We start from the raw sequence: 18915 nt of genomic DNA on the forward strand, positions 1-18915 counted from the left end.
CCGACGCCGGACGACGTGCTCCCGGCGCTACCACCCTCCATCAGCCAGACCGGGACAGGGCTCAAAGCGTTTGCCGTGCTTGGCCGTAAGCGTCTCCAACTGCTGGGCCAGTTGTGAGGGTGTGATCGTCTGTCGGGCCCAGGTCAGCAACCCTCCTCGGAAGGCCGGGAATCCGATCCCGTAGGTCAGCGCGAAGTCGACTTGCCAGGGCTGCTCCACGATCGACTCGCGCAGGCAGCGAACCGCTTCGTCGACCATCGGAAGAAACAACCGTTCTTGGAGAAGGTCATCGGACATCGGGCCGGCGCCACCGGCATCGGATGCAACGGTGCGGCGATACTGTCTGATCGCCTCCAGCGCACGCGGGTTCTCCCTGCCCGATGCCCAAAAGGTGACCGGCGGCTGCTTCTCGGGCAGGAAGTGTCGCAGCAGCGCATCGCGCGACTCGATCCGCGAACCCAGGACGGCGAGCGAGGTCAACACATGGATACCGACGGGAAGCCCGATCAAATCGAGGAGTTCCAGCGGCCCCATCGGGTGCCCGCTGTCCACGGCCATTCCAAAGTTCTTGGCGACCGCATCGATACGCCGGATCGGCACTCCTTCACCGGCCAGAATCACGGCCTCCGCGAGATAACGGGAGAGAATGCGGTTGACGAGGAACCCCGGTCCGTCGCTCACCACGAGGGGAAATTTACCCAATCGCTTAGCTAGCCCGCAGGCGTGGGCCAGCGCCTGTTCGGAGGTAAATGGCGCGCGCACCACTTCGACCAATTGCATTTTGGCCACCGGGTTGAAGAAGTGCAGTCCCACGCATCGCTCCTGATGTGTGGCTCCCGCGGCAATGTTGACCAAGGTGTACGACGAGGTGTTGGTCGCAAAAATCGTCTGGGATCCCGCGTGTGATTCGAACTCGGCGAGCACCGCCCGTTTTACATCTAGTTGCTCAGACACCGCTTCAATGACAAGGGGCGTGGTCCCGACGTCCTCAATGCGAACGGTCGGAACAATTCGGGACAGGCGGTATCGCATGTCGGAGGGCAGAATCAGCCGCTTGTTCACCTGCGCCGCTTGAGCCTTGTGAATTCCACCCATCGCTTTCGCTAAAATACCGGGAGAGAGGTCCCGTAAGACCACTTCGTGCCCCTTTTCGGCCAGTTGTGCTGCGATCTGCGACCCCATCAAACCGGCTCCCAGAACGGCGACCCGCGTCAGCGGTGTCGGCGCTGCCATGGCCTTCCGTTTGACCGTCTCACCGGACCGAAAGAGCCCGACGAGGTACCGAGAAGTCTGGCTGGCCATCAGGTTCATCAGGAGGGGATGTTCGACCCTGAGCGAACCTTCCAGAACATTCAGGCGCAGTCCTCTTTGGATGGCTTCGACGGCGCGCAGCGGAGCAGGATAGAAATCGCCGACATGCTTGGCCACCTGATGTGTAGCCGAACGGCACACAAGCATCTGGATTCCCGGAAGACTGAGGAGCCGGGGGAGTCCACGAAGGCGCCGTGGCTGGTAAGACGGCGAAGCGAGCGCTCGCACTTTGGCCGCGGCGGCTTGGACGAGAGTCTCATGCTGCACCCCGTCCAATGTTCTAAGACCGGAGGAGACGGAGGTCACCATTTCGTCCACGAGACCCATGCGCAGTGCTTGCCGGGGATAGACTGTCTTGCCCGTCGTGATCATGGCCAGTGCGGCAGGCAAGCCGATTAGCCGGGGAAGACGCTGCGTGCCGCCGAATCCGGGAAGAATGCCGAGCTTGACTTCCGGCAAGGCGAAGCAGGTTTTTGCATGGGTGGAGGCCAGGCGCGCGTGACAGGCCAGTGCCAGTTCGAGCCCGCCGCCCAGACAGGAGCCTTCCACTGCGGCGACAAAGGGTTTGGACGATCGTCCCATCGCGTCAAAGAGGTGATGGACGGTGACGACGAGTTCGTCCATCTCCTGGAAGGCATGTCGCTCTTGCGCGTCGTGCATCTGATCGAGATCCGCTCCGGCGCAGAACGTGCCTTCCTTGAGACTCAGCAGCACGGTTCCTTTAATCGTGGTGGCCTGTTCAACGAACCGCACGATGTCCCGCCACTCGGACACGCTGTCTCCATTGAGTACGTTGACCGATTTGCCTGAGAAGTCGAATCCCGCCAATAAGATTCCGTCGACAACGGCGGTCTTGAAATGTTTCAACTCACCGATGGAGGGGGACAAGATGGCGCCGCCGTTCGACATGGCTATGTCCTCTCCACGATCATGGCCACGCCTTGTCCGCCTCCGACACAGGCGCTGATGAGCGCCCGTTCCGCGTTCCGGCGTTTGAGTTCGAACAAGGACGTGATGGCCAAGCGAAGCCCTGAGACGCCGACCGGATGACCAAGTGCGATGGCGCCGCCGTTCGGGTTCAGATTGTCTGGCGGAAGTTCACCGAGACGGTCCGTCAATCCGTATCGGCCGAATTTGCGACCCATGAGCGACGAGGAATCGAGAACGCGGCTGATTCCCAACACAACGGAGGCAAAGGCTTCGTTGATCTCGAACAGCGAAAAATCCTTGAGCGTCAGGCCTGTCTTCGCCAAGAGCTTGGCGATCGCGCCGACGGGGGCCAGGCCCATGCAGGAGGGTTCATAGCCGAAATCCGCGTACTCTTTCAGGTGCCCAAGAATCGGCAAGCCGAGAGACTTGGCTTTTCCCTCCTCCATGAGCAGGACGGCGGCGGCGGCATCCGTAATCTGGGAGGCGTTGGCCGGCGTCACCGATCCATGCCGCTTGTCAAATATGGGCTTCATCGCACGAAACGTCTCTTGGCCGGCGTCTGTGCGAATGCCGTTGTCCTGCTCCACATACGCATTTCGCTCAGGCACGTACATCGGTACCACTTCTTCCGAAAAGAAACCCTTGTCCCATGCCGCTGCCGCTCGTCGATGCGAACGGATCGCATAGTCATCCTGATCCTGGCGGGTGATGCCGAGAAACGGGTCCTTCGCGATATTTTCCGCCGTCAGACCCATAATCAGATCGCACATCGGATCCGTGAGTCCCGTGATCAGGCCGATTCGTGGGGGATAGGATTTAAGGTTCAACAGCTTCGGAAGCAGAGCCGCAGCGCCGGCGGTCCGTTCGCGAAAGGTCCTGGCTTTTCCGTATTGCAGAATGAGGTCGGCTAGAGTGTGGTCGTAGACGACCGGGATTCTGCTCATCGCCTCCATGCCGAGTACGAGAACCGTGTCGACGTCGCCGCTCCGGATGCGCAAGCTTGCGTAGTACAGCGCGGTCACACCGGAGCCGCAGTTTTTCCCGGCTACCGTATCGGCGGGAATTGTCACGGGCAGGCCGCCGGTGACGGCGGCAACCCGTGTCGGATTGACGGCGTGCATGGGCGTCGCGACGTTGCTGCCTAACACACAATCGATCGTATCAATGGGCAGGTTCCAGCGATGACAGCGCTGGATCATTTCACGGACAACCCAAGAACCCAGGACATCCGCGTCGGTCTCGCGAAAGTGCGTTCCTTCCTTGCAGAGGGGGGTGCGAAATCCGTCGATGACAACAACGTTGCGCATTCCGTTGTCCGTCACGGTGTTCGGAAGGTTGATTGATGCGTGCCGGCTATAAGGCCCCTCCGTCACGTCTTCTTCGTCTAAAGATCATCATACCACTGATCCTGTGTCCTAATCTCTGTTTGAGAGTAGCGGGATGGGATTTTCTTAGGAATGGCAAGCGTCGGTTGAATCTTGGGAAGCGAGGGCGGGGGTAGTGGTGGTAAAGTAGTAAGCAAGAACGAAATCTCTATGTCACACATAGGTGATGTGTATGGCCAAATCCCAGCTGTTTCAAGGGGCTGAGGCGGTTGCCGAAATCGCTCGGGACAAGGCTTCCTATACCGGCTTTCTTTCAGGATTGTTCGAAGCCGATGTCCGATGGGATCTTCTGACCTCAATCGATATCCCGCGAACGAGTCAGTCCTCCCTGGAGTTTTTTGAACGATTCAAGGCTGTCCTCGTGTCCCTGGACTCGGAACAAGTGGATCAGGAGGAAGAGTTGCCCGAGTCGGTTTTGAAAGCCCTGGCCGATCTTGGGGCGTTCGGCATCAAAATCCCCAAACGGTTCGGAGGGCAGGAGTTCACTCAATATGAATATCAGCGGCTGGCGACTCTGTGCGGCAGTGTCGATGCCTCGCTTACCGTGTTATTGTCAGCGGCTCAATCGATCGGCGTTCCGGAACCATTGCGTCTTTTCGGCACGGAAGAGCAGAAGGCTAAGTATTTGCCCAGGCTGGCGCGGGGAGAAATTTCAGGGTTCGCGCTGACGGAACGTCATGTGGGCTGTGACATCTCCAAAGTGGAAACCTATGCCGTCCGCGTCATGGAGAACGGACAAATCATCGGGTATCGCCTGACGGGACACAAATTCTTCATCACCAATTCCGCCAAACGGGACGGAGAGTTTTTGTCCTCGATGCTTGTCGTCATCGCGCGGATCGTCGATCGGCCGGAAGAAGTCCATGATCCGCAGGCACAGAAGCGATACGGGGCTTTCATCGTCGAAACCGCCTGGCCGGGATGTTCGGTCATCCGGTTGCGTTTTGAGGGTGTGCGGGGAATTTACAACGGGGCGCCGTCATTCGATCAAGTCTACATCCCCTGCGAAAACCTTCTGGGCGGCGAAGAGGACGGACTGAGAATTGCGCTTGCCACATTGACCGTCGGCCGGTTGACACTGCCTGCCGCTTGTCTGGGTGGGCTCAAACAGTGTCTGGCCGTCATGCGCTGGTGGGCGAAGACCCGCGTCCAGTGGAATAAACCGATCGGCGAACACAATCTGATCGGAGAAAAACTCTGCCGGGCCGCGGCTTCCACATTGGCGCTTGAAGCCGTGATGGCGTTCTGCGGAGCTTGGGCGAACAAGAAAGGCGATCTTCGCCTGGAGTCGGCGGCGTCCAAAATCATCGGGAGCGAGTGGTATTGGCAGACGGTCAATGACCTGTTTCAAGTGCGCGGTGGGCGAGGGTTCATGACCACCGAATCACAGCGTAGGAGCGGCGAAGTCGACATTCCGGTCATGCGCATGATGCGGGATGCCCGCATCAATCTGGTCTGGGAAGGGACGAGCGAAATTCTGCGCATCTGGATGGCGCGCGAGGGTCTCGCGCCGTATATCGAGCAAGCGCTCGCGTTGCTTCGAGGAACGTTGGCGCAGCGGTTGGCGGCGCCGCTGTATTACGCGCGCATGGTGGTGCGATCCTGCCTTCCCTGTTCGCGTCCGGCACGCGCCGCCGGGCTGTTCGGGGGGGACTATCGGCGGTGGGTCCGGTTTGTTGAGTCCGCTTCCCAGCGCCTGACTCGTTCGATCCTCGGCACGACGATCCGCCACCGGCAGAGTTTGCATCACAAACAACTCCTGCTTCAGGATCTGGTGGACGACAGCCTCGTCCTGTTTCCGATGGCCGCAACCATTTGGTATGCCTCTCAGCCGGACATGCGGACCAAGCCGGGTGTCCAGGCGCTGGCCGATTATTTCTGTCAGGACATGGCGGATCGTCTGAATCCTGAAGCAAAAAAAATCAGCCGCCATAAGAAAGACGCCGCCGTTTATTGCTTGTCGAAGGCGATCATGAACGGTGAATATGCCTGGCTCGAAGAAGGCATCGTACCGCTGCTTGGTAAAGGGACGGATCGGCGTGTCGCGTGAGCAGGGCGGTTTGAGGGACGGCTGAACGTCATGATGAGCAAACAACAAGCCGTGATCGTCGTCGCCGCCCGCATCCCGCTGGGAAACTTCTAATGGAGCGTTCAGTTCTGTGCCGCAGACCAGCCTGTTACGCGTCCCCGGCCGTGCTGGATGCCGTCATCGCTTCGCGACCGTGGGATGTACCTTGTGAATCCGAGTTGAAGGCCGCCGGCAGCACCTCTTCAATCCGTTCGACCAGGACGAAAGTGAGTTCATCGCGCACTTCTTGTGGGACATCCTTCAGATCTTTTTCGTTAGCCTTTGGCAGAATGATCCGCTTAATACCCGCACGATGGGCAGCCAGGACTTTTTCCTTAATGCCACCCACGGGCAGTACTAGCCCGCTCAGACTGATTTCACCGGTCATAGCTGTATCGCTTCGTACGGCCTTGCTTTCGTACGCCGAGGCCAAGGCTGTCGCCATGGTGATGCCGGCAGATGGACCGTCCTTCGGAATCGCTCCGGACGGCACATGGATATGGAGACCGTTCCGCTTAAAGCGGGAGATGTCCAATCCCATGCTCTCAGCATGCGACCAGAGATAACTTCTCGCGGCGCGCGCAGATTCCTGCATGACGTCGCCCAATTGTCCGGTGAGGGTCAGATCATGACCGCCGGGCAAGAGAGTCGTTTCGACATACAGCACATCGCCTCCGGTCGGTGTCCAGGCCAGACCGGTTGCTACGCCTGGGGGTAAATGCTTTCGTGCCTCTTCCGGCATAAAGCGTTCGGAACCCAACCACTCGCCGAGACCATTCGGCTGAATGGCGACGGGCTGCCGCTCTTGGCCATCCGGGAGTTCCGCAAATGTGAGTGCCACTTTTCTGGTCAACCGCCCCAGCATTTGCTCGAGTTGGCGCACACCGGCTTCTCGTGTGTAGCGTGAGATGATGAGATTCAACACTTCGTCGGTGAGTACGGCTTGAGGTGCCTCGATCCCTGCCTCCTTGAGTCGTCTTGGCCAGAGATACCGCTTGGCAATTTCTGCTTTCTCCCGCTCGCTATAACCCTGAAGGCGAATCACTTCCATCCGATCCAGCAGGGGCTGGCTGATGGTGTCGAGCGTGTTGGCCGTGGTGATGAAAAACACCTTCGAGAGATCGAAGGGGAGATCCAAATAGTGATCACGGAACGTATGATTCTGCGCCGGATCCAGAACCTCAAGCAGCGCCGCCGCAGGGTCGCCTCGGAAATCGCGTCCCATCTTGTCGACCTCATCGAGCATCAGAACAGGGTTGTTGACACCTGCCCGACGGACCGCCTGAATAATACGGCCAGGCAGCGAGCCCACATAAGTACGGCGGTGGCCTCGCAGCTCAGCCTCGTCATGGACGCCGCCTAGACTGAATCGCTCGAAGGTTCGGCTCATGGCCCTTGCAATCGATTGACCGAGGCTGGTCTTCCCGACACCGGGAGGTCCGACCAAACAGAGAATCGGAGCCTTCGCCTTCGGGTTGAGCTTCAAGACCGCCAAATGTTCCACGATTCGTTCTTTGACTTCCTTGATGCCATAGTGATCTTCCTCAAGGACCTCACGGACGGTGGAGAGATCAAGGTGCTCGTCAGACGATTTCTTCCAGGGCAGTTCGAGGACCAGCTCAAGATAGGTTCGGAGGACTTGATGATCCGGTGATGTCGGCGGGACTTTGCCTAATCGGGTGACTTCTCGCTCGACTTCTTTGCGGATATGATCAGGAAGATCCGCCTCGGCGATTTGTCGCTTGAGGCGAGCCACTTCGTTCTCATCATTCTCACTTTCACCCAGTTCTTCCTGGATGGCCTTTAATTGTTCGCGCAAGATGTATTCCCGCTGGTTCTTCCCGATTTTGGTCTGTGCATCTCGGGTGATCTTTTCGCGAAGTTGCAGGATTTGGATTTCTTTCGACAAGGCGGCGTAGAGGCTACGCAGCAGGTCGAGGGTCGACGCACACTCGAGCAAGCGCTGTTCTTCCACTACGTTGAAATTCACTAACGAGGCAATACGATAGGCCAGCGCCACGGAGTCTTCTTCGTTACTCAGTACCGCACCGACTTCTTGAATGGCAGGAGCCTGAATCAGTCTGGGTAGCTCGGAAACGAGTTCTTGAATGGCTCGGTGTAGGGCTTGCACTTCCGGTCCATCGTCCGACGGGCGACCAAGAGGCCGAACGCGCACGGTGGAGTAAGGAGCCGACTGTTCCTCTTTCAGCAAGACGACGCGATCCAGGCCCTGGACGAGGGCATGGATGGCTCCCTCTGACGCTTGTCCGATTTGCTTGATGGTGGCTTTCGTTCCGATGGAGTACAGATCAACCAGGCGAGGTTCCTCGGTCTGAGGATCTCGTTGAGCCACCACGACGATCGTCTTTTCTTCCGTTTTCATCGCAGCATTGACGGCAGCGACGGATCGTTCGCGCCCAATCGTCAGCGGCATCATGACTCCCGGAAATAGAACCGTGCGCTTGACGGGGAGTATCGGCAGTATCGATAAAATATTCTCTTCCATGAGTAACCATCCTTGCTGAACGTTCAGCGCATTATAACAACCCAATAGGTTGCTCTGTACAGAAGTCAAGAGGGCAAACATGCAATGGGTGATAACTCTTCGAAAGATAAGGTCTTTGGCCTACTGCTTGGACTGTGGCCCAGAATTCTATTGGTCTAGACCCATACGTGCCGAGGCATTTGTTGTCTGTAGTAATGAGTAGTTGTTGCTGCGACCGAAGTGCTGTACCGACGTGCAAAGCGTTGATGATTGTGTTATCCATGCCAGTCTGTGTGATTGTGTGATCAACGCGTTGTCCTTGGTCGATCCGATTCGAGAATGCATCGGTTATGAACTATTGCAGTCACTGTGGCGCAACCGTCACACACAAAGTTCCGGCGGGTGATAATCTTCCCAGACATGTGTGTGACCAGTGCGAGTGCATTCATTATCACAATCCTAAGATTGTGGCGGGCTGTATTCCAGAATGGGAAGGTCAAGTCCTTCTCTGTCGTCGCGCAATCGAGCCACGGCTTGGACTCTGGACGTTCCCAGCGGGCTTTATGGAGTTGGGCGAAAGCACTGAACAGGCAGCGGTGCGTGAGACGATGGAAGAGGCGCAGGCTGATGTCACGATCACTGGACTCTATGCGGTGCTTAGTCTCCCTCATATCGGACAGGTCTACCTCGTGTTTCGTGGACGAATGAAGGAGCCGACTTTCATGGCCGGACCGGAAAGTTTGGACGTCAGACTGTTTCCCCTCTCTATCATCCCTTGGGAGACGATGGCTTTCCCCGTAGTCAGCGAAGCCCTCAGGCGCTACGTTGCCGATGCGAAGAACGGGGAGTTTCCCGTCCACCTTGTCAGCCTGCCGGATCGGCCTGCGTTTGATTAGATCACTGAGAACCTCGTAGCTTTTCTGCTCATTGGGATACAACAGTCCCACCTTTTTCACCGGTTATGCTCAGTCTGAAAACAGTCACGATCGGTAGTCAGATGGCATAACGCTGAGGAGTGTGAGAATGGACTGATTCGCGCTTCTTCGGGAGAGGGATCTGTAACCAGAAGGGGGGACGCTCTATCATGCATATCCAAAGCCGAACTCAATCTTGCAAACGGGAGGTCTTGGCTGACAAAAAACTTCGGCAGGCTATCAGTGTGGAGACGGTGCTGGCGAGGGGTGTGCCAGCGAGCAATGGTCACTTCTTCGGCAGCTCGCCTTTCGGCACGATGAGGGCCTGTCCCGCTGTGATCGAGAGCTGCTCGACCATTTTTTTGAGGCGTTCGTGTTCTGGGGCTTCTATTGCTAGAAATTCAACTCCAATACCTTGGAATCCGGACCATCGAACAGTTGCCTTACTGACGTGGATTGGGGTGGCATCTGCCGCAACTTGGAGGAGCAGTTCTACCTGCATGCCGGTGAAAGGACGAAGGGTGCTTTCCAACCGACAGCCTTTGATGGAGAGGTCTTTCACTAAGGCGTTGTACCGCAATTTATCCCGTTGTACCAGGGTGCTGGGGGCTGAAACCGGGAATCGCGGAAACTTCCGAACAACCATCTAGTATCCCTTTGAGAGGTCGCGTCGCCTGTTAGTAAACGGCCTCGAGGAGTGTGTTGGGCCCATTACTTGGGCGGATGGAAATCAGTTTGATCGTGTTCTCTAGAGCAGGCTATGTGGTGAAGGCGATCTTGTCAATGAAAAGCCCGATCTAAACAGCAGTGCACCAGCGGAACCTCCGGAGATTTTTCCGATGCCGTTGGCCCCTGACGTCATCAGCGGTAGCCCCAATAGCCGAAATGCCGGTGCCCCCAATATGGGCGGTAATAAGGTGAGGCATAGAACCCGGCGTTTCCAAAATAGAGGCCTAATCCGAGTCCAAGCCCAAGGGCCGGTGGCAAGGCGTAGCTGTAGGGATAGCCATATGAGAATGGAACAACGCTGGTTGTGGGCCGCTCGGCAAGTTGTCGCTGCAAGTCTGCTGTCGTCGTGGATTGTCGATCGAGCTGGTTTTTGAGTTGGCTGACAGCACCCTCTTGGGCCTGGAGTTTTCCTTCCAGCTCGGCAATTTTCTTTTGCTGCGCATCCATGAAGGCATTCACACAGCGGGTCTGTGCGTCGCCCGCATAGTTCGAGCACTCCCATGGTACTTGGAGGGTTTCAGCCGCGGATGGGAATGGGGTAAGGATGCAGGCCAAACTTCCGGCCAAGATCGATGCTTGCAACCATTGGTCTCGGAAGGTTTCCCATTTCATGGCCTTCTTCCCGTGCAGCTGTGTAGAGATTACCATGCGAATGTCACTTTGAACAGTCAGCCTCCGTTCCATGTGGGGCGTCGATTGGGCTGTTTGATTTTTTTAGAAAGGGACTTCTACAATGCCACCGGTCACGTGAGTGTGGACATAGGTTCGGTACATGCCTGGGCGACGTACTTCCAATAAGAAAAAATCTCGAAAGGCAAATCTCCCGGATCTTTCCGCCAAGCGTCGATTCCAGCAACGACTCTTGAAATGGTATGGGGAGCATGGCCGTGATTTGCCATGGCGTAAAACATCGGATCCCTATCATATTCTTGTATCCGAGGTGATGCTGCAACAGACGCAAGTTGATCGAGTCATACCCAAGTACCACGAGTTTCTTAAACGATATCCAAGCTTTGAGGACTTGGCTGAGGCACCGGTGACTGAGGTGAAGAAGGCGTGGTATCCGCTGGGATACAACGTTCGTCCGGAACGGTTGCACGGGATTGCCTGTGAAACGGTAGAGCGGTATGGGGGAAAGCTTCCCAGCGATGCAGAGGAACTGCTTTCATTCAAAGGGATTGGGCGGTATACCGCCGGAGCGATCCGCTCCTTCGCGTTCAATGAAGATGCCCCTATTCTTGACACAAATGTAATACGAGTTCTTCACCGGGTGTTTGTTGCCGAAGGGGATCCAAAAACACAGAAGGCGATGCTCTGGGAACTATCGGAAGCTCTGATTCCTCCCAAGAAGGGGTACGACTTCAATCAGGCGATCATGGATTTTGGGGCAATGGTCTGCACGGCGCGCGATCCCTATTGCCTCCTCTGTCCGATGAAGTTGTTTTGCAAGACCTATCCGTTCAGTCCACCGCCGCGTGAAAGGGCCTAGCGTGCAGAAGACGGTAATCGAAGTGGCGGCAGGGCTCATTTATCGAGACGGTCGATATTTGATCGGACGCCGGAAGCCCGGTGCCCATTTGGCGGGCTTCTGGGAGTTTCCTGGGGGGAAAAAGGAAGCAGGGGAATCGTTCGCAGAGTGTTTACAGCGTGAGTTGTTCGAAGAGCTGCATATCCAGATCGGTTGCCCCATTCCGTATCAGATCGTCCGGCACGAATATCCAGAAAAGATTGTCGAGCTACATTTCTTCCGCTGCAAAATCGAACAAGGCGATGCGGTACCGATCGGTTGTGAAGAAATCCGCTGGGTGTTCCCTGAAGAACTTTTGCAATTTGCCTTTCCGCCTGCGGACCATGCCGTCATTGAAGCATTACAGCGCGATGCAATTGGAGCAGCACCATGAAAGTTGTTCTCGATATCGAAACAGTTCAGGCGCCTCGTGCGGAATGGGCTCGCCTTGTCGGGAAGCCTACAGAGGGGCTTGGCCTGGCTCCAGGGGAAGCGGGTTACGATCTCTTTACGGCGAGTGCGGTGGAAGAAGCGCGTCGTGCGGACGACGAATCTTACGCGAAGTCAGCATTCGATGGGACGTTCAGCCATATTGTCTGTATTGGCCTTTTGGAATTTTCCGACCAGATGGAAGCGCGTAGCGCCATCGCGTGGTACGGGGCGAATGAACGCGAGTTGTTGCGGCAGTTTTGGGCCAGGTTGGCTCAGGACCGGCCGACTTTATACATCACGCACAATGGGCTGGGTTTTGATCTTCCCTTCATTAAAAAACGATCGATCATCAATCAGGTCAAACCCAGCGTCGAGATCAATCTGGCGAAATTTCGGGCTGAGCCGGTCTACGACACGATGGCCATTTGGAGCAATTGGGATACGAGAGGTTGGGTCAAGCTGGATGTGTTGGCGCGAGCACTACAAGTCGATACGAAGTCAGGCAGTGGGGAGCAGGTCGCCGAGATGTGGGAAAAGCGGCAGGGGCGTGAACTGGCGCAGTATTGTTTACAAGATACCTATGTGACCTATGCCTGTTACTGCCGCATGAATTTTCGCCAGCCGCTCTCCAGAGAAGTCGTTCTGCTGCAACCGGAGTTGTACGACGTCGGCTGATTCGATTGGTCCTCAGCGCGTCCGGCGCGCTTCCGCGGCTTTCTTCTTCGGCGCCGAGGGGGCTGAGGCCTTACTGGCCTTCAAGGCTTTGATTTCCTCCGTCCGTTGCTTGAGTTCCTTCTTTACCAGCGTGGTTTCTTTCTTCAGCGTTGCAATCTCGGAATCTTTCCGTTTGTTCGCCTCTCGTGCCGCTCGGAGCTCGTCCAGCTTTTTATTGAGCAATTCATCAGTGCTCAATTGCAGTGCATCTGGTTCGGTCTTGGCCTGGGCCGAGGCTTCTGAAGGATCAAGAAGGGCCTCACTCTCCCGCGATGGGGTGGCTTCCACAATTTGGCCACTTGGTATTGCCGAGGCGGGGTCTTTTGATCCGTCGACTACGACAATCGATCCCGGAACCGAAGCCTTAGCAACGGCCTGATAATCGATCACCATGGTCATGGCTCCCTTTCCCATTGCTACAAAGGAAGGAGCCTTCTCGGTACGAGCCGCAGAGGCAAGGGCGAATTTCGTTCCCTTGCTCGTTTGAGAAGGAGCGATGGTCAGATAGAGGGAGCCTTTGTGCATATAAAGGGTGCCCGCTGTGGGTTCAGCGCCTGACCCTGCCGATGAAAACACCTTGAAACCGACAATCTGCTCCGGTTTCGCGTCTGATAAACCTTGGGCTAGCAGGGGAGCAAGAAACTCGGTGTCTTCATCGCTGAATACTCTCATCGGCTTGCTGCCACTGGCGGGCATGTTGGATAACGGTTTGGCGGCGTCCTCGGTTACCACTCCTTTGATGACCATGCGGATGGTCGTCTGGTCGATCGTCACAGGATGGCTCGCCTCAAACGACCAATCGGCGATGTCTTTGAGATAGACGGATCCTTTCGCGGTTTTCAGAACTGTGGACTCTCCTGAGAGTGTGGAACATCCGGTCACGATCACGTTGAGGGCCAGAAAGGCGCCAACAGACCGGACATTACGGAGGCTCAACCATGCATGCATAGGAGGTCTCCTTCTGCGTGTACTATGCTCAAGAAATATCATGACTCTGAGATGAGTCCTATGAGTTTTCGTATTTCCGAATGCTGAGCTACCAAATACCGAGACCCATGAGCACCATGCCTATGGCCAGCCAACCGATTACCCCGACAGAAATGATTGCTTCGAGCGTGATACGAGAATCGGGCTGGGTGGGACCAGGTTTTGGATCAGAATCCTGAGGTTTCATGGCCGTTGCTCACCACTCCGGTACAGAAAAAGATGGACGTCGAGAGTACAGCAAGGTCCGTGCCTTCTTAGCGCTTGTGGAAGACGGTAGGGGTGGTCTGTGATCAACTACGGCCTCCGCCGATTGGCCAAATGGTTTGAACAGGGAACACTCGAGTAGGTTTTGTGTGGGGTAAGCAAGAATCTGTTCGGAGAGTCATGGGGTTAGCACGAGTTGAATAGTCAAGTTGGGAGAGAGGGAGGGAAAGGTACTGAGTGAGATAATGGTTCCTAAGGGTAGAGAACAAGGGAAAGGCCGGAGAAGGAGGAGAGAAAACTTGTCAGAAAGCCGACGGGGATCCTGTCAGAAAATGTTCATCGTGATCAGTGGGTGTACACAATTGTGCGTAAAGTGAGAGGGCATTTGGTTGCCATTAGTCATCATTCTCCGTACAACGTCGCGGCTGAGGCGTCAAAGATGTGTTTAGTCATAAGTGTGCCTGGCTCAGAATGGCCGGTGTTTTTATCCCAGACGACGGTGATGTTGCCGTCGGTTTTTCCCATGCCTTGGGTCGAGGAACGGGTTGCATCGCCTTCCACTAAAACCTCTACGGCTTTCCCGATATAGCGACGGTTGCGCTCCGCGGTAATGGCACGTTGAATCTCCACTAGCTTGGCGACCCGCTGGCCCTTCAGTTGATCGGGCACATCGTCGACATATTTTCGTGCTGCGATCGTATTTTTCCGCTCCGAGTACTTGAAGATATAGGCCGAGTCGAGCCGGGCCCGTTCCACCAGGTGAGCGGTGGCCTGGAAGTCCGCATCGGATTCGGAACAGAATCCACAGATAATGTCCGTGGTTAGAACGACATCGGGGACGATGGATCTGATCCGATCCACCAATGTCAGGTACTCTGTTCCCGTATAGGTGCGGCCCATCATTTCGAGGATCCGATCGCTTCCCGACTGCAGGGGGAGATGAATGTGCTTGCAGATCTTTGGATGGGCGGCGATGGCCTTGATCAGTGTCGGGGGAAAGTCTTTTGGGTGCGGAGAGGTAAACCGGACTCTTTCGATATCCGGCTGGTCTGCGACGGCGCTGATGAGCTGAGCAAAATCCCATTCCCCGTGGCGGTAGGAATTCACGTTTTGTCCCAGCAGCGTAATTTGCTTGAATCCACGTGTGGCCGCATCACGCGCTTCGAGGAGGACAGATTCGGGATCGCGTGATCGCTCACGCCCTCTGGTGTATGGGACGACGCAAAACGAGCAAAAGTTATCGCAGCCTCGCATCACGGTGATCCAGGCGTTCACACCGCTGTTCCGATCCGGCATGATGTTTTCGTAGGTTTCATATTCCGATAGATCGAGGGCGAACGCTTTCTGCCGGAGTCCCTGTTCTTGTGCGTCCAGCGCGCAGGTCAGCAACCGGGGCAATTGTCGGTACGAGTCCGGGCCGGCCAAGACGTCAATGAGCGGTTCTTTTTCAACTAGCTCGCTCTTTAAATTCTGAGCCATGCAACCAAGCACACCGACGACGAGCGGGCGGTGCTTCTTGAGGGCTTTGAGCTCAGAGAGGTGGGAGTAGATCTTGGTGTGGGCGTTCTCTCGAATCGCACAGGTATTGACCAGCACCACATCGGCTCGTTCGCGGTCTTCCGTAAAACCAAACCCCTCTTGCTTCAACAATGACCGGACCAACTCACTGTCAGATTCGTTCATCTGGCAGCCGAAGGTTTCGATATGAACCTGGGGAAGTGTCTTGACCATCATAATAGGCGCACCGGGGACGCGTTCATCGGCGTTGAGGGCGATACGAGATCACCAAATACGTAACGGTTTGCTGCAGCGGAAATCGTGACTGGCTTAATGTGGTTCTCCAGGTCGCCGGAATTTCTGACGGCAACTTTTGTAAAGTTCGACGTCGTGCCGAAGCGATAGGACTCTCTGGTGCCGGATTCAAACAGGACGGAGACCGTCTTGCCGATCTGTGCGTTGTGAAAGACCAGTCGTTTGGCACGATCGAGATCCAGTAGAAGAGTAGTGCGTTTCTTGATCGATGCGGATGGGACCCGCTGTTTGATGCGCAGTGCCGCAGTCCCTGGTCGCGAGGAATAGGGAAAGACGTGCAAATAGGAGAAGGGGAGGTCTGATGCAACAGCCATTGTATTTTGGAACGCGGCTTCAGTCTCTCCGGGGAATCCTACCATCAGGTCAGTTCCGACCCCGAGGTCAGGAATCTTCGTGAGGGCGGTGTCGATCAGCTTTCGGTACTCCTTGACTGTATGGCGTCGGTTCATGGCCTGTAGGATCTGATCGTCCCCACTCTGCAGAGGAATGTGGAGATAAGGACAGAGTTTGTTTGATGAGGCGATCAGATCAAGCAGTTCGTCGCTGACAGTGGTTGGCTCAATCGATGAGATCCGGATGCGCTCAAGGCCGTCAACTTGATCGAGCCGGCGAAGCAATGCGCAAAAGTCGTTGTCGCTGTGAACATACTGCCCGATATTCACGCCTGTCAGGACGATCTCCCGGTAGCCTCGCGCCACCAAGCTGTCGGCTTCGCGCAGAATGTCGTCGAAGGTTCGGCTGCGCTCGTGCCCTCTGGCGAACGGGATGATGCAAAAGCTGCACATCGCACTGCAGCCGTCTTGGATCTTCAAGAGAGCTCTGGTGGAATCCGGTTCTGCAAAATGGGGTAGATCAAAGTCTCCCCGCGCAATCGTCTTCGTGTAATGAATGTCCGGGGCCGATCGCTTCCGCAACTCATGAACGGCTGGGAGATAGGCCGGCAGGTCGAGCTTAAATTGATGTCCGACGATGAGATCGATGCCGGCCTGACGCTTGAGCTGTTCCATGCCGGTTTGGGCATAACAGCCGGTCACGGCTATGAAGGCATGAGGAGAATGTTTCAGCGTTTTCCGGATCAAATATCGCGATGTCCGTTCGGCGTCCTCCGTCACGGAACAGGTGTTGAGGATCAGTACGTCAGTGGGCTGGCCAAATTCGACGAGGTCGAACCCCTTTCGACGGAGGCCTTCTCCGAGGATCGAGGTTTCGGCTTGATTCAGACGGCAGCCGAGCGTATGTAGAGAGGCACGGGTTGTTCCCATAGGAGTGGCATTATAGGGTGGCCGTGTGCAATCCAGCAAGGTTGCCTTGCTCGCGGGATCGCTCCTGCCCCTTGCGCTCCGGTGGCTGAGTAGAGAGAACAGAGTCATTCCGTCTGAGTGTGGTGGATGGTGCGGTTGCTTGCCATTCTATCCGTTTCGCTGTGGCTTTTAGGGGGCACTCCCACGACAGGGTGGGGGAAGGATGCTCTCCCAACTGAACCAGATCTCAACTCTCGCGTCGATGAACTCTATGATCATGAAGCCCGCCTGTTCATTCTCCTCTATTCCCTGAAGGGCAACGGTCAGATCGATTACGTGACGGGTCGACTGGTTCAGGAGTATTCACGCAGCAGCTACGGCAATCCCGTGTACCAGACAGAAGTTCAGCCCTTGTTCTATTGGTGGAATCACACCATGTGGAGTGATCCTGAGCAGGACGGGGTCAACGGCAATGAACGGGTCTACCAGGAGAACACTGAGTTCGATCTCTCGCGGTATAAACCTTGTCTGTTCAACGGACAACCCTGTTAGCAGGATGTTGAAAAAGTCTCTCAGCGGCGTTCTCGCGTCGCTCAAGGTCTCAACGTACCAACCACGTACGCCTCGACCGTTCGCTCGCTGCGGCCTTGCTGGAAGGCCTTTTTGAACATCCTGTGTGCGATTTGTATTCAGTCTATGGCCTCCAAGATTTCGAGACTTGTCGGGAATCAAAGTAGGTTGTCAGCAGCCTGTTCGCTACAGTGCCGACCAATAAGTTCCTTACCCGCGTGTTTTGTGATTCTGCTGAGTTGAACCGGGAGGCGATGGTATCCTGCGTTCCAGCTGAGGGTCTGCTTGCTGCACAACGGCCGGTCTCATTCAGTCCGCTCTCACAACGGTGAGTTTCTGTGACACAAGGATCGTCCAATTTGGCAGCGTTGTTCAGCCAGCGTCTCCTGGTGATGCTGCCATTGGGGTTTCTATCCGGTCTTCCGCTCGCGCTCACATCGGGGACTCTCCAAGCCTGGTTGACGGTTGAGGGAGTCGACCTCAAGACCATCGGGATTTTCACCCTGGTTGGCCTTCCCTATACGCTGAAGTTCCTCTGGGCACCGGTGATGGACCGTGTGGTGCCCCCATGGTTGGGTCGGCGTCGCGGCTGGATGGTCCTGACGCAACTCTGTGTGGCTATGGCTCTTGGGCTCATGGCTCTGACCAATCCGAAGCTTCATCCTGGCTGGCTCGCAGCCTATGCGGTGCTCGTCGCATTCCTTGCGGCATCCTTGGATATTGTCTTCGATGCCTATCGAACGGACACGCTCCAGCCTCACGAGCGCGGGTTGGGCGCAGCCGTCTGGGTGAATGGCTATCGAGTCGCCCTGTTGGCATCCGGCGCCGGGGCACTGGCGCTGGCTGATTATGTTGGTTGGCAGATGACGTATCTGGCGATGGCAACCATCATGGTCGCCGGAGTGGTTATTGTCTTACTCAGTCCTGATCCGACGGTGGTGGCCGCTGCTCCCAAGAGTCTCAGAGAGGCTGTTGGAGCCCCGCTGGCGGAATTCTTCTCGAGGCCCACAGCACTAGGATTCTTGGCTGTGATCGTCCTCTACAAACTTGGAGATGCCTTTGCATCCGCATTGCAGACAGCCTTTCTGATTGGAGGACTGGGGTTTTCTTCGACCGAGGTCGGCGCTGCAAAGGGGCTTGGGATTTTTGCAACATTGGTGGGTGCCTTTATCGGCGGAATCTTGATGACTAGGTCTGGACTCGTGCGATCGTTGCTGACCTTCGGTGTCTTACAGGCTGTTTCGAACCTTGGCTTTGTCGTGTTGGCTTTGATGGGGAAACATGCCGGTGCGCTGACGGCAGCTGTCGTGATCGAGAATGTGACGGGTGGGATGGGGACGGCAGCATTCGTAGCGTTGGTCATGTCGCTCTGCGATGCGCGCTACACGGCAACACAGTTTGCGCTACTGTCCTCACTTGAAGCGCTGGGGCGAGTATTTGTCGGACGCCCCTCCGCAGATCTTGTTCAGGTCGTGGGATGGGCTCAATTCTATGTCTTTACAACGGTGGCGGCGTTACCTGGTCTCTGGGCCGTGTGGCGAATCCGCTGTTCTATCGAGACAGATCAGAAGGCGATTGGTCAAGCCTCTGTAGGGAAGTCAGCCGCCGTGCCTATTGCTGACTGAC

Annotated in this window: 15 protein-coding genes and 1 pseudogene; 8 read left to right on the forward strand and 8 right to left on the reverse strand. The window is 56.1% G+C overall.

Annotated features, from left to right (window positions below; translation table 11 throughout):
* Positions 1–27: 27 nt before the first annotated feature.
* Positions 28–2220 (reverse strand): 3-hydroxyacyl-CoA dehydrogenase NAD-binding domain-containing protein, encoded by a 2193-nt coding sequence (locus tag ACYX34_RS17130; RefSeq protein WP_462077799.1) that lies wholly within the window; start codon positions 2218–2220, stop codon positions 28–30.
* A 2-nt stretch (positions 2221–2222) separates the two neighbouring features.
* Positions 2223–3548 (reverse strand): thiolase family protein, encoded by a 1326-nt coding sequence (locus ACYX34_RS17135; RefSeq protein WP_462077800.1) that lies wholly within the window; start codon positions 3546–3548, stop codon positions 2223–2225.
* Between the two features lie 250 nt (positions 3549–3798).
* Between ACYX34_RS17135 and ACYX34_RS17140 the strand changes: the two genes are divergently transcribed.
* Positions 3799–5676, forward strand: a complete 1878-nt coding sequence (locus tag ACYX34_RS17140; protein WP_462077801.1) for an acyl-CoA dehydrogenase family protein — start codon at positions 3799–3801, stop codon at positions 5674–5676.
* Positions 5677–5803: 127 nt separating this feature from the next.
* Here the strand turns inward: ACYX34_RS17140 and lon are convergent, their stop codons facing one another.
* Positions 5804–8200: an endopeptidase La gene (gene lon / locus ACYX34_RS17145; RefSeq protein ID WP_462077802.1), complete on the reverse strand. Its 2397-nt coding sequence runs from the start codon at positions 8198–8200 to the stop codon at positions 5804–5806.
* A 329-nt stretch (positions 8201–8529) separates the two neighbouring features.
* Between lon and ACYX34_RS17150 the strand changes: the two are divergent.
* Together ACYX34_RS17150 and ACYX34_RS17155 are read left to right on the forward strand one after the other, a co-directional pair.
* Positions 8530–8619: pseudogene (locus tag ACYX34_RS17150) on the forward strand (zinc ribbon domain-containing protein); the annotation flags it as partial.
* 27 nt (positions 8620–8646) lie between these two features.
* Positions 8647–9075, forward strand: a complete 429-nt coding sequence (locus ACYX34_RS17155) for an NUDIX hydrolase (protein WP_462077838.1) — start codon at positions 8647–8649, stop codon at positions 9073–9075.
* Between the two features lie 304 nt (positions 9076–9379).
* Here the strand turns inward: ACYX34_RS17155 and ACYX34_RS17160 are convergent, their stop codons facing one another.
* Together ACYX34_RS17160 and ACYX34_RS17165 are read right to left on the reverse strand one after the other, a co-directional pair.
* A complete protein-coding gene (locus ACYX34_RS17160) occupies positions 9380–9739 on the reverse strand; it encodes a PilZ domain-containing protein (protein WP_462077803.1) in 360 nt (119 codons plus the stop codon).
* Positions 9740–9954: 215 nt separating this feature from the next.
* The gene (locus tag ACYX34_RS17165; protein ID WP_462077804.1) at positions 9955–10470 is read right to left on the reverse strand and encodes a hypothetical protein; all 516 of its coding nucleotides are present in this window, start codon (positions 10468–10470) and stop codon (positions 9955–9957) included.
* Between the two features lie 124 nt (positions 10471–10594).
* Here ACYX34_RS17165 and ACYX34_RS17170 point away from each other — a divergent pair, with 124 nt between their 5' ends.
* From ACYX34_RS17170 to ACYX34_RS17180, 3 genes are read left to right on the forward strand one after another with little or no spacing between them, the layout of a single operon-like run.
* Positions 10595–11311 carry an A/G-specific adenine glycosylase gene (locus ACYX34_RS17170; RefSeq protein ID WP_462077805.1) on the forward strand — a complete coding sequence of 239 codons (717 nt, stop codon included), beginning with the start codon at positions 10595–10597 and terminating at the stop codon, positions 11309–11311.
* 1 nt (position 11312) lies between these two features.
* Positions 11313–11723: a (deoxy)nucleoside triphosphate pyrophosphohydrolase gene (locus tag ACYX34_RS17175; protein WP_462077806.1), complete on the forward strand. Its 411-nt coding sequence runs from the start codon at positions 11313–11315 to the stop codon at positions 11721–11723.
* On the forward strand, positions 11720–12436 hold the full coding sequence (locus tag ACYX34_RS17180; protein WP_462077807.1) for a 3'-5' exonuclease: 717 nt from the start codon (positions 11720–11722) through the stop codon (positions 12434–12436). Before ACYX34_RS17175 ends, ACYX34_RS17180 begins: the two co-directional genes overlap by 4 nt.
* A gap of 12 nt (positions 12437–12448) precedes the next feature.
* Here the strand turns inward: ACYX34_RS17180 and ACYX34_RS17185 are convergent, their stop codons facing one another.
* The 3 genes from ACYX34_RS17185 to mtaB all read right to left on the reverse strand — a co-directional run bounded on the left by ACYX34_RS17185 (position 12449) and on the right by mtaB (position 16740).
* On the reverse strand, positions 12449–13423 hold the full coding sequence (locus ACYX34_RS17185; protein WP_462077808.1) for a hypothetical protein: 975 nt from the start codon (positions 13421–13423) through the stop codon (positions 12449–12451).
* 645 nt (positions 13424–14068) lie between these two features.
* Entirely contained in the window at positions 14069–15400 is a 1332-nt protein-coding gene (gene miaB / locus ACYX34_RS17190; RefSeq protein ID WP_462077809.1) for a tRNA (N6-isopentenyl adenosine(37)-C2)-methylthiotransferase MiaB, read from the reverse strand.
* Complete coding sequence (gene mtaB / locus ACYX34_RS17195) at positions 15397–16740, reverse strand: tRNA (N(6)-L-threonylcarbamoyladenosine(37)-C(2))-methylthiotransferase MtaB (RefSeq protein ID WP_462077810.1); 1344 nt, start codon at positions 16738–16740, stop codon at positions 15397–15399. The genes miaB and mtaB overlap by 4 nt, the downstream gene beginning before the upstream one ends.
* A gap of 126 nt (positions 16741–16866) precedes the next feature.
* On the opposite strand from mtaB, the gene ACYX34_RS17200 reads away from it, so the two are divergent.
* Positions 16867–17271 carry a hypothetical protein gene (locus ACYX34_RS17200; protein ID WP_462077811.1) on the forward strand — a complete coding sequence of 135 codons (405 nt, stop codon included), beginning with the start codon at positions 16867–16869 and terminating at the stop codon, positions 17269–17271.
* A 356-nt stretch (positions 17272–17627) separates the two neighbouring features.
* Positions 17628–18914 (forward strand): AmpG family muropeptide MFS transporter, encoded by a 1287-nt coding sequence (locus ACYX34_RS17205; RefSeq protein WP_462077812.1) that lies wholly within the window; start codon positions 17628–17630, stop codon positions 18912–18914.
* The last annotated feature ends 1 nt before the right edge of the window (position 18915 follow it).

The organism is Nitrospira sp. CMX1, from assembly GCF_054902215.1.

Excerpts from the sequence above, each read along its gene's own strand:
- ACYX34_RS17185 (WP_462077808.1), bottom strand. The coding sequence starts at position 13,423 with ATGCATGCATGGTTGAGCCTCCGTAATGTCCGGTCTGTTGGCGCCTTT.
- lon (WP_462077802.1), bottom strand. The coding sequence starts at position 8,200 with ATGGAAGAGAATATTTTATCGATACTGCCGATACTCCCCGTCAAGCGC.
- ACYX34_RS17170 (WP_462077805.1), top strand. The coding sequence starts at position 10,595 with ATGCCTGGGCGACGTACTTCCAATAAGAAAAAATCTCGAAAGGCAAAT.
- ACYX34_RS17140 (WP_462077801.1), top strand. The coding sequence starts at position 3,799 with ATGGCCAAATCCCAGCTGTTTCAAGGGGCTGAGGCGGTTGCCGAAATC.
- ACYX34_RS17165 (WP_462077804.1), bottom strand. The coding sequence starts at position 10,470 with ATGGTAATCTCTACACAGCTGCACGGGAAGAAGGCCATGAAATGGGAA.
- ACYX34_RS17135 (WP_462077800.1), bottom strand. The coding sequence starts at position 3,548 with ATGCGCAACGTTGTTGTCATCGACGGATTTCGCACCCCCCTCTGCAAG.
- ACYX34_RS17160 (WP_462077803.1), bottom strand. The coding sequence starts at position 9,739 with ATGGTTGTTCGGAAGTTTCCGCGATTCCCGGTTTCAGCCCCCAGCACC.
- ACYX34_RS17130 (WP_462077799.1), bottom strand. The coding sequence starts at position 2,220 with ATGTCGAACGGCGGCGCCATCTTGTCCCCCTCCATCGGTGAGTTGAAA.
- ACYX34_RS17180 (WP_462077807.1), top strand. The coding sequence starts at position 11,720 with ATGAAAGTTGTTCTCGATATCGAAACAGTTCAGGCGCCTCGTGCGGAA.
- mtaB (WP_462077810.1), bottom strand. The coding sequence starts at position 16,740 with ATGGGAACAACCCGTGCCTCTCTACATACGCTCGGCTGCCGTCTGAAT.
- ACYX34_RS17200 (WP_462077811.1), top strand. The coding sequence starts at position 16,867 with ATGGTGCGGTTGCTTGCCATTCTATCCGTTTCGCTGTGGCTTTTAGGG.
- miaB (WP_462077809.1), bottom strand. The coding sequence starts at position 15,400 with ATGATGGTCAAGACACTTCCCCAGGTTCATATCGAAACCTTCGGCTGC.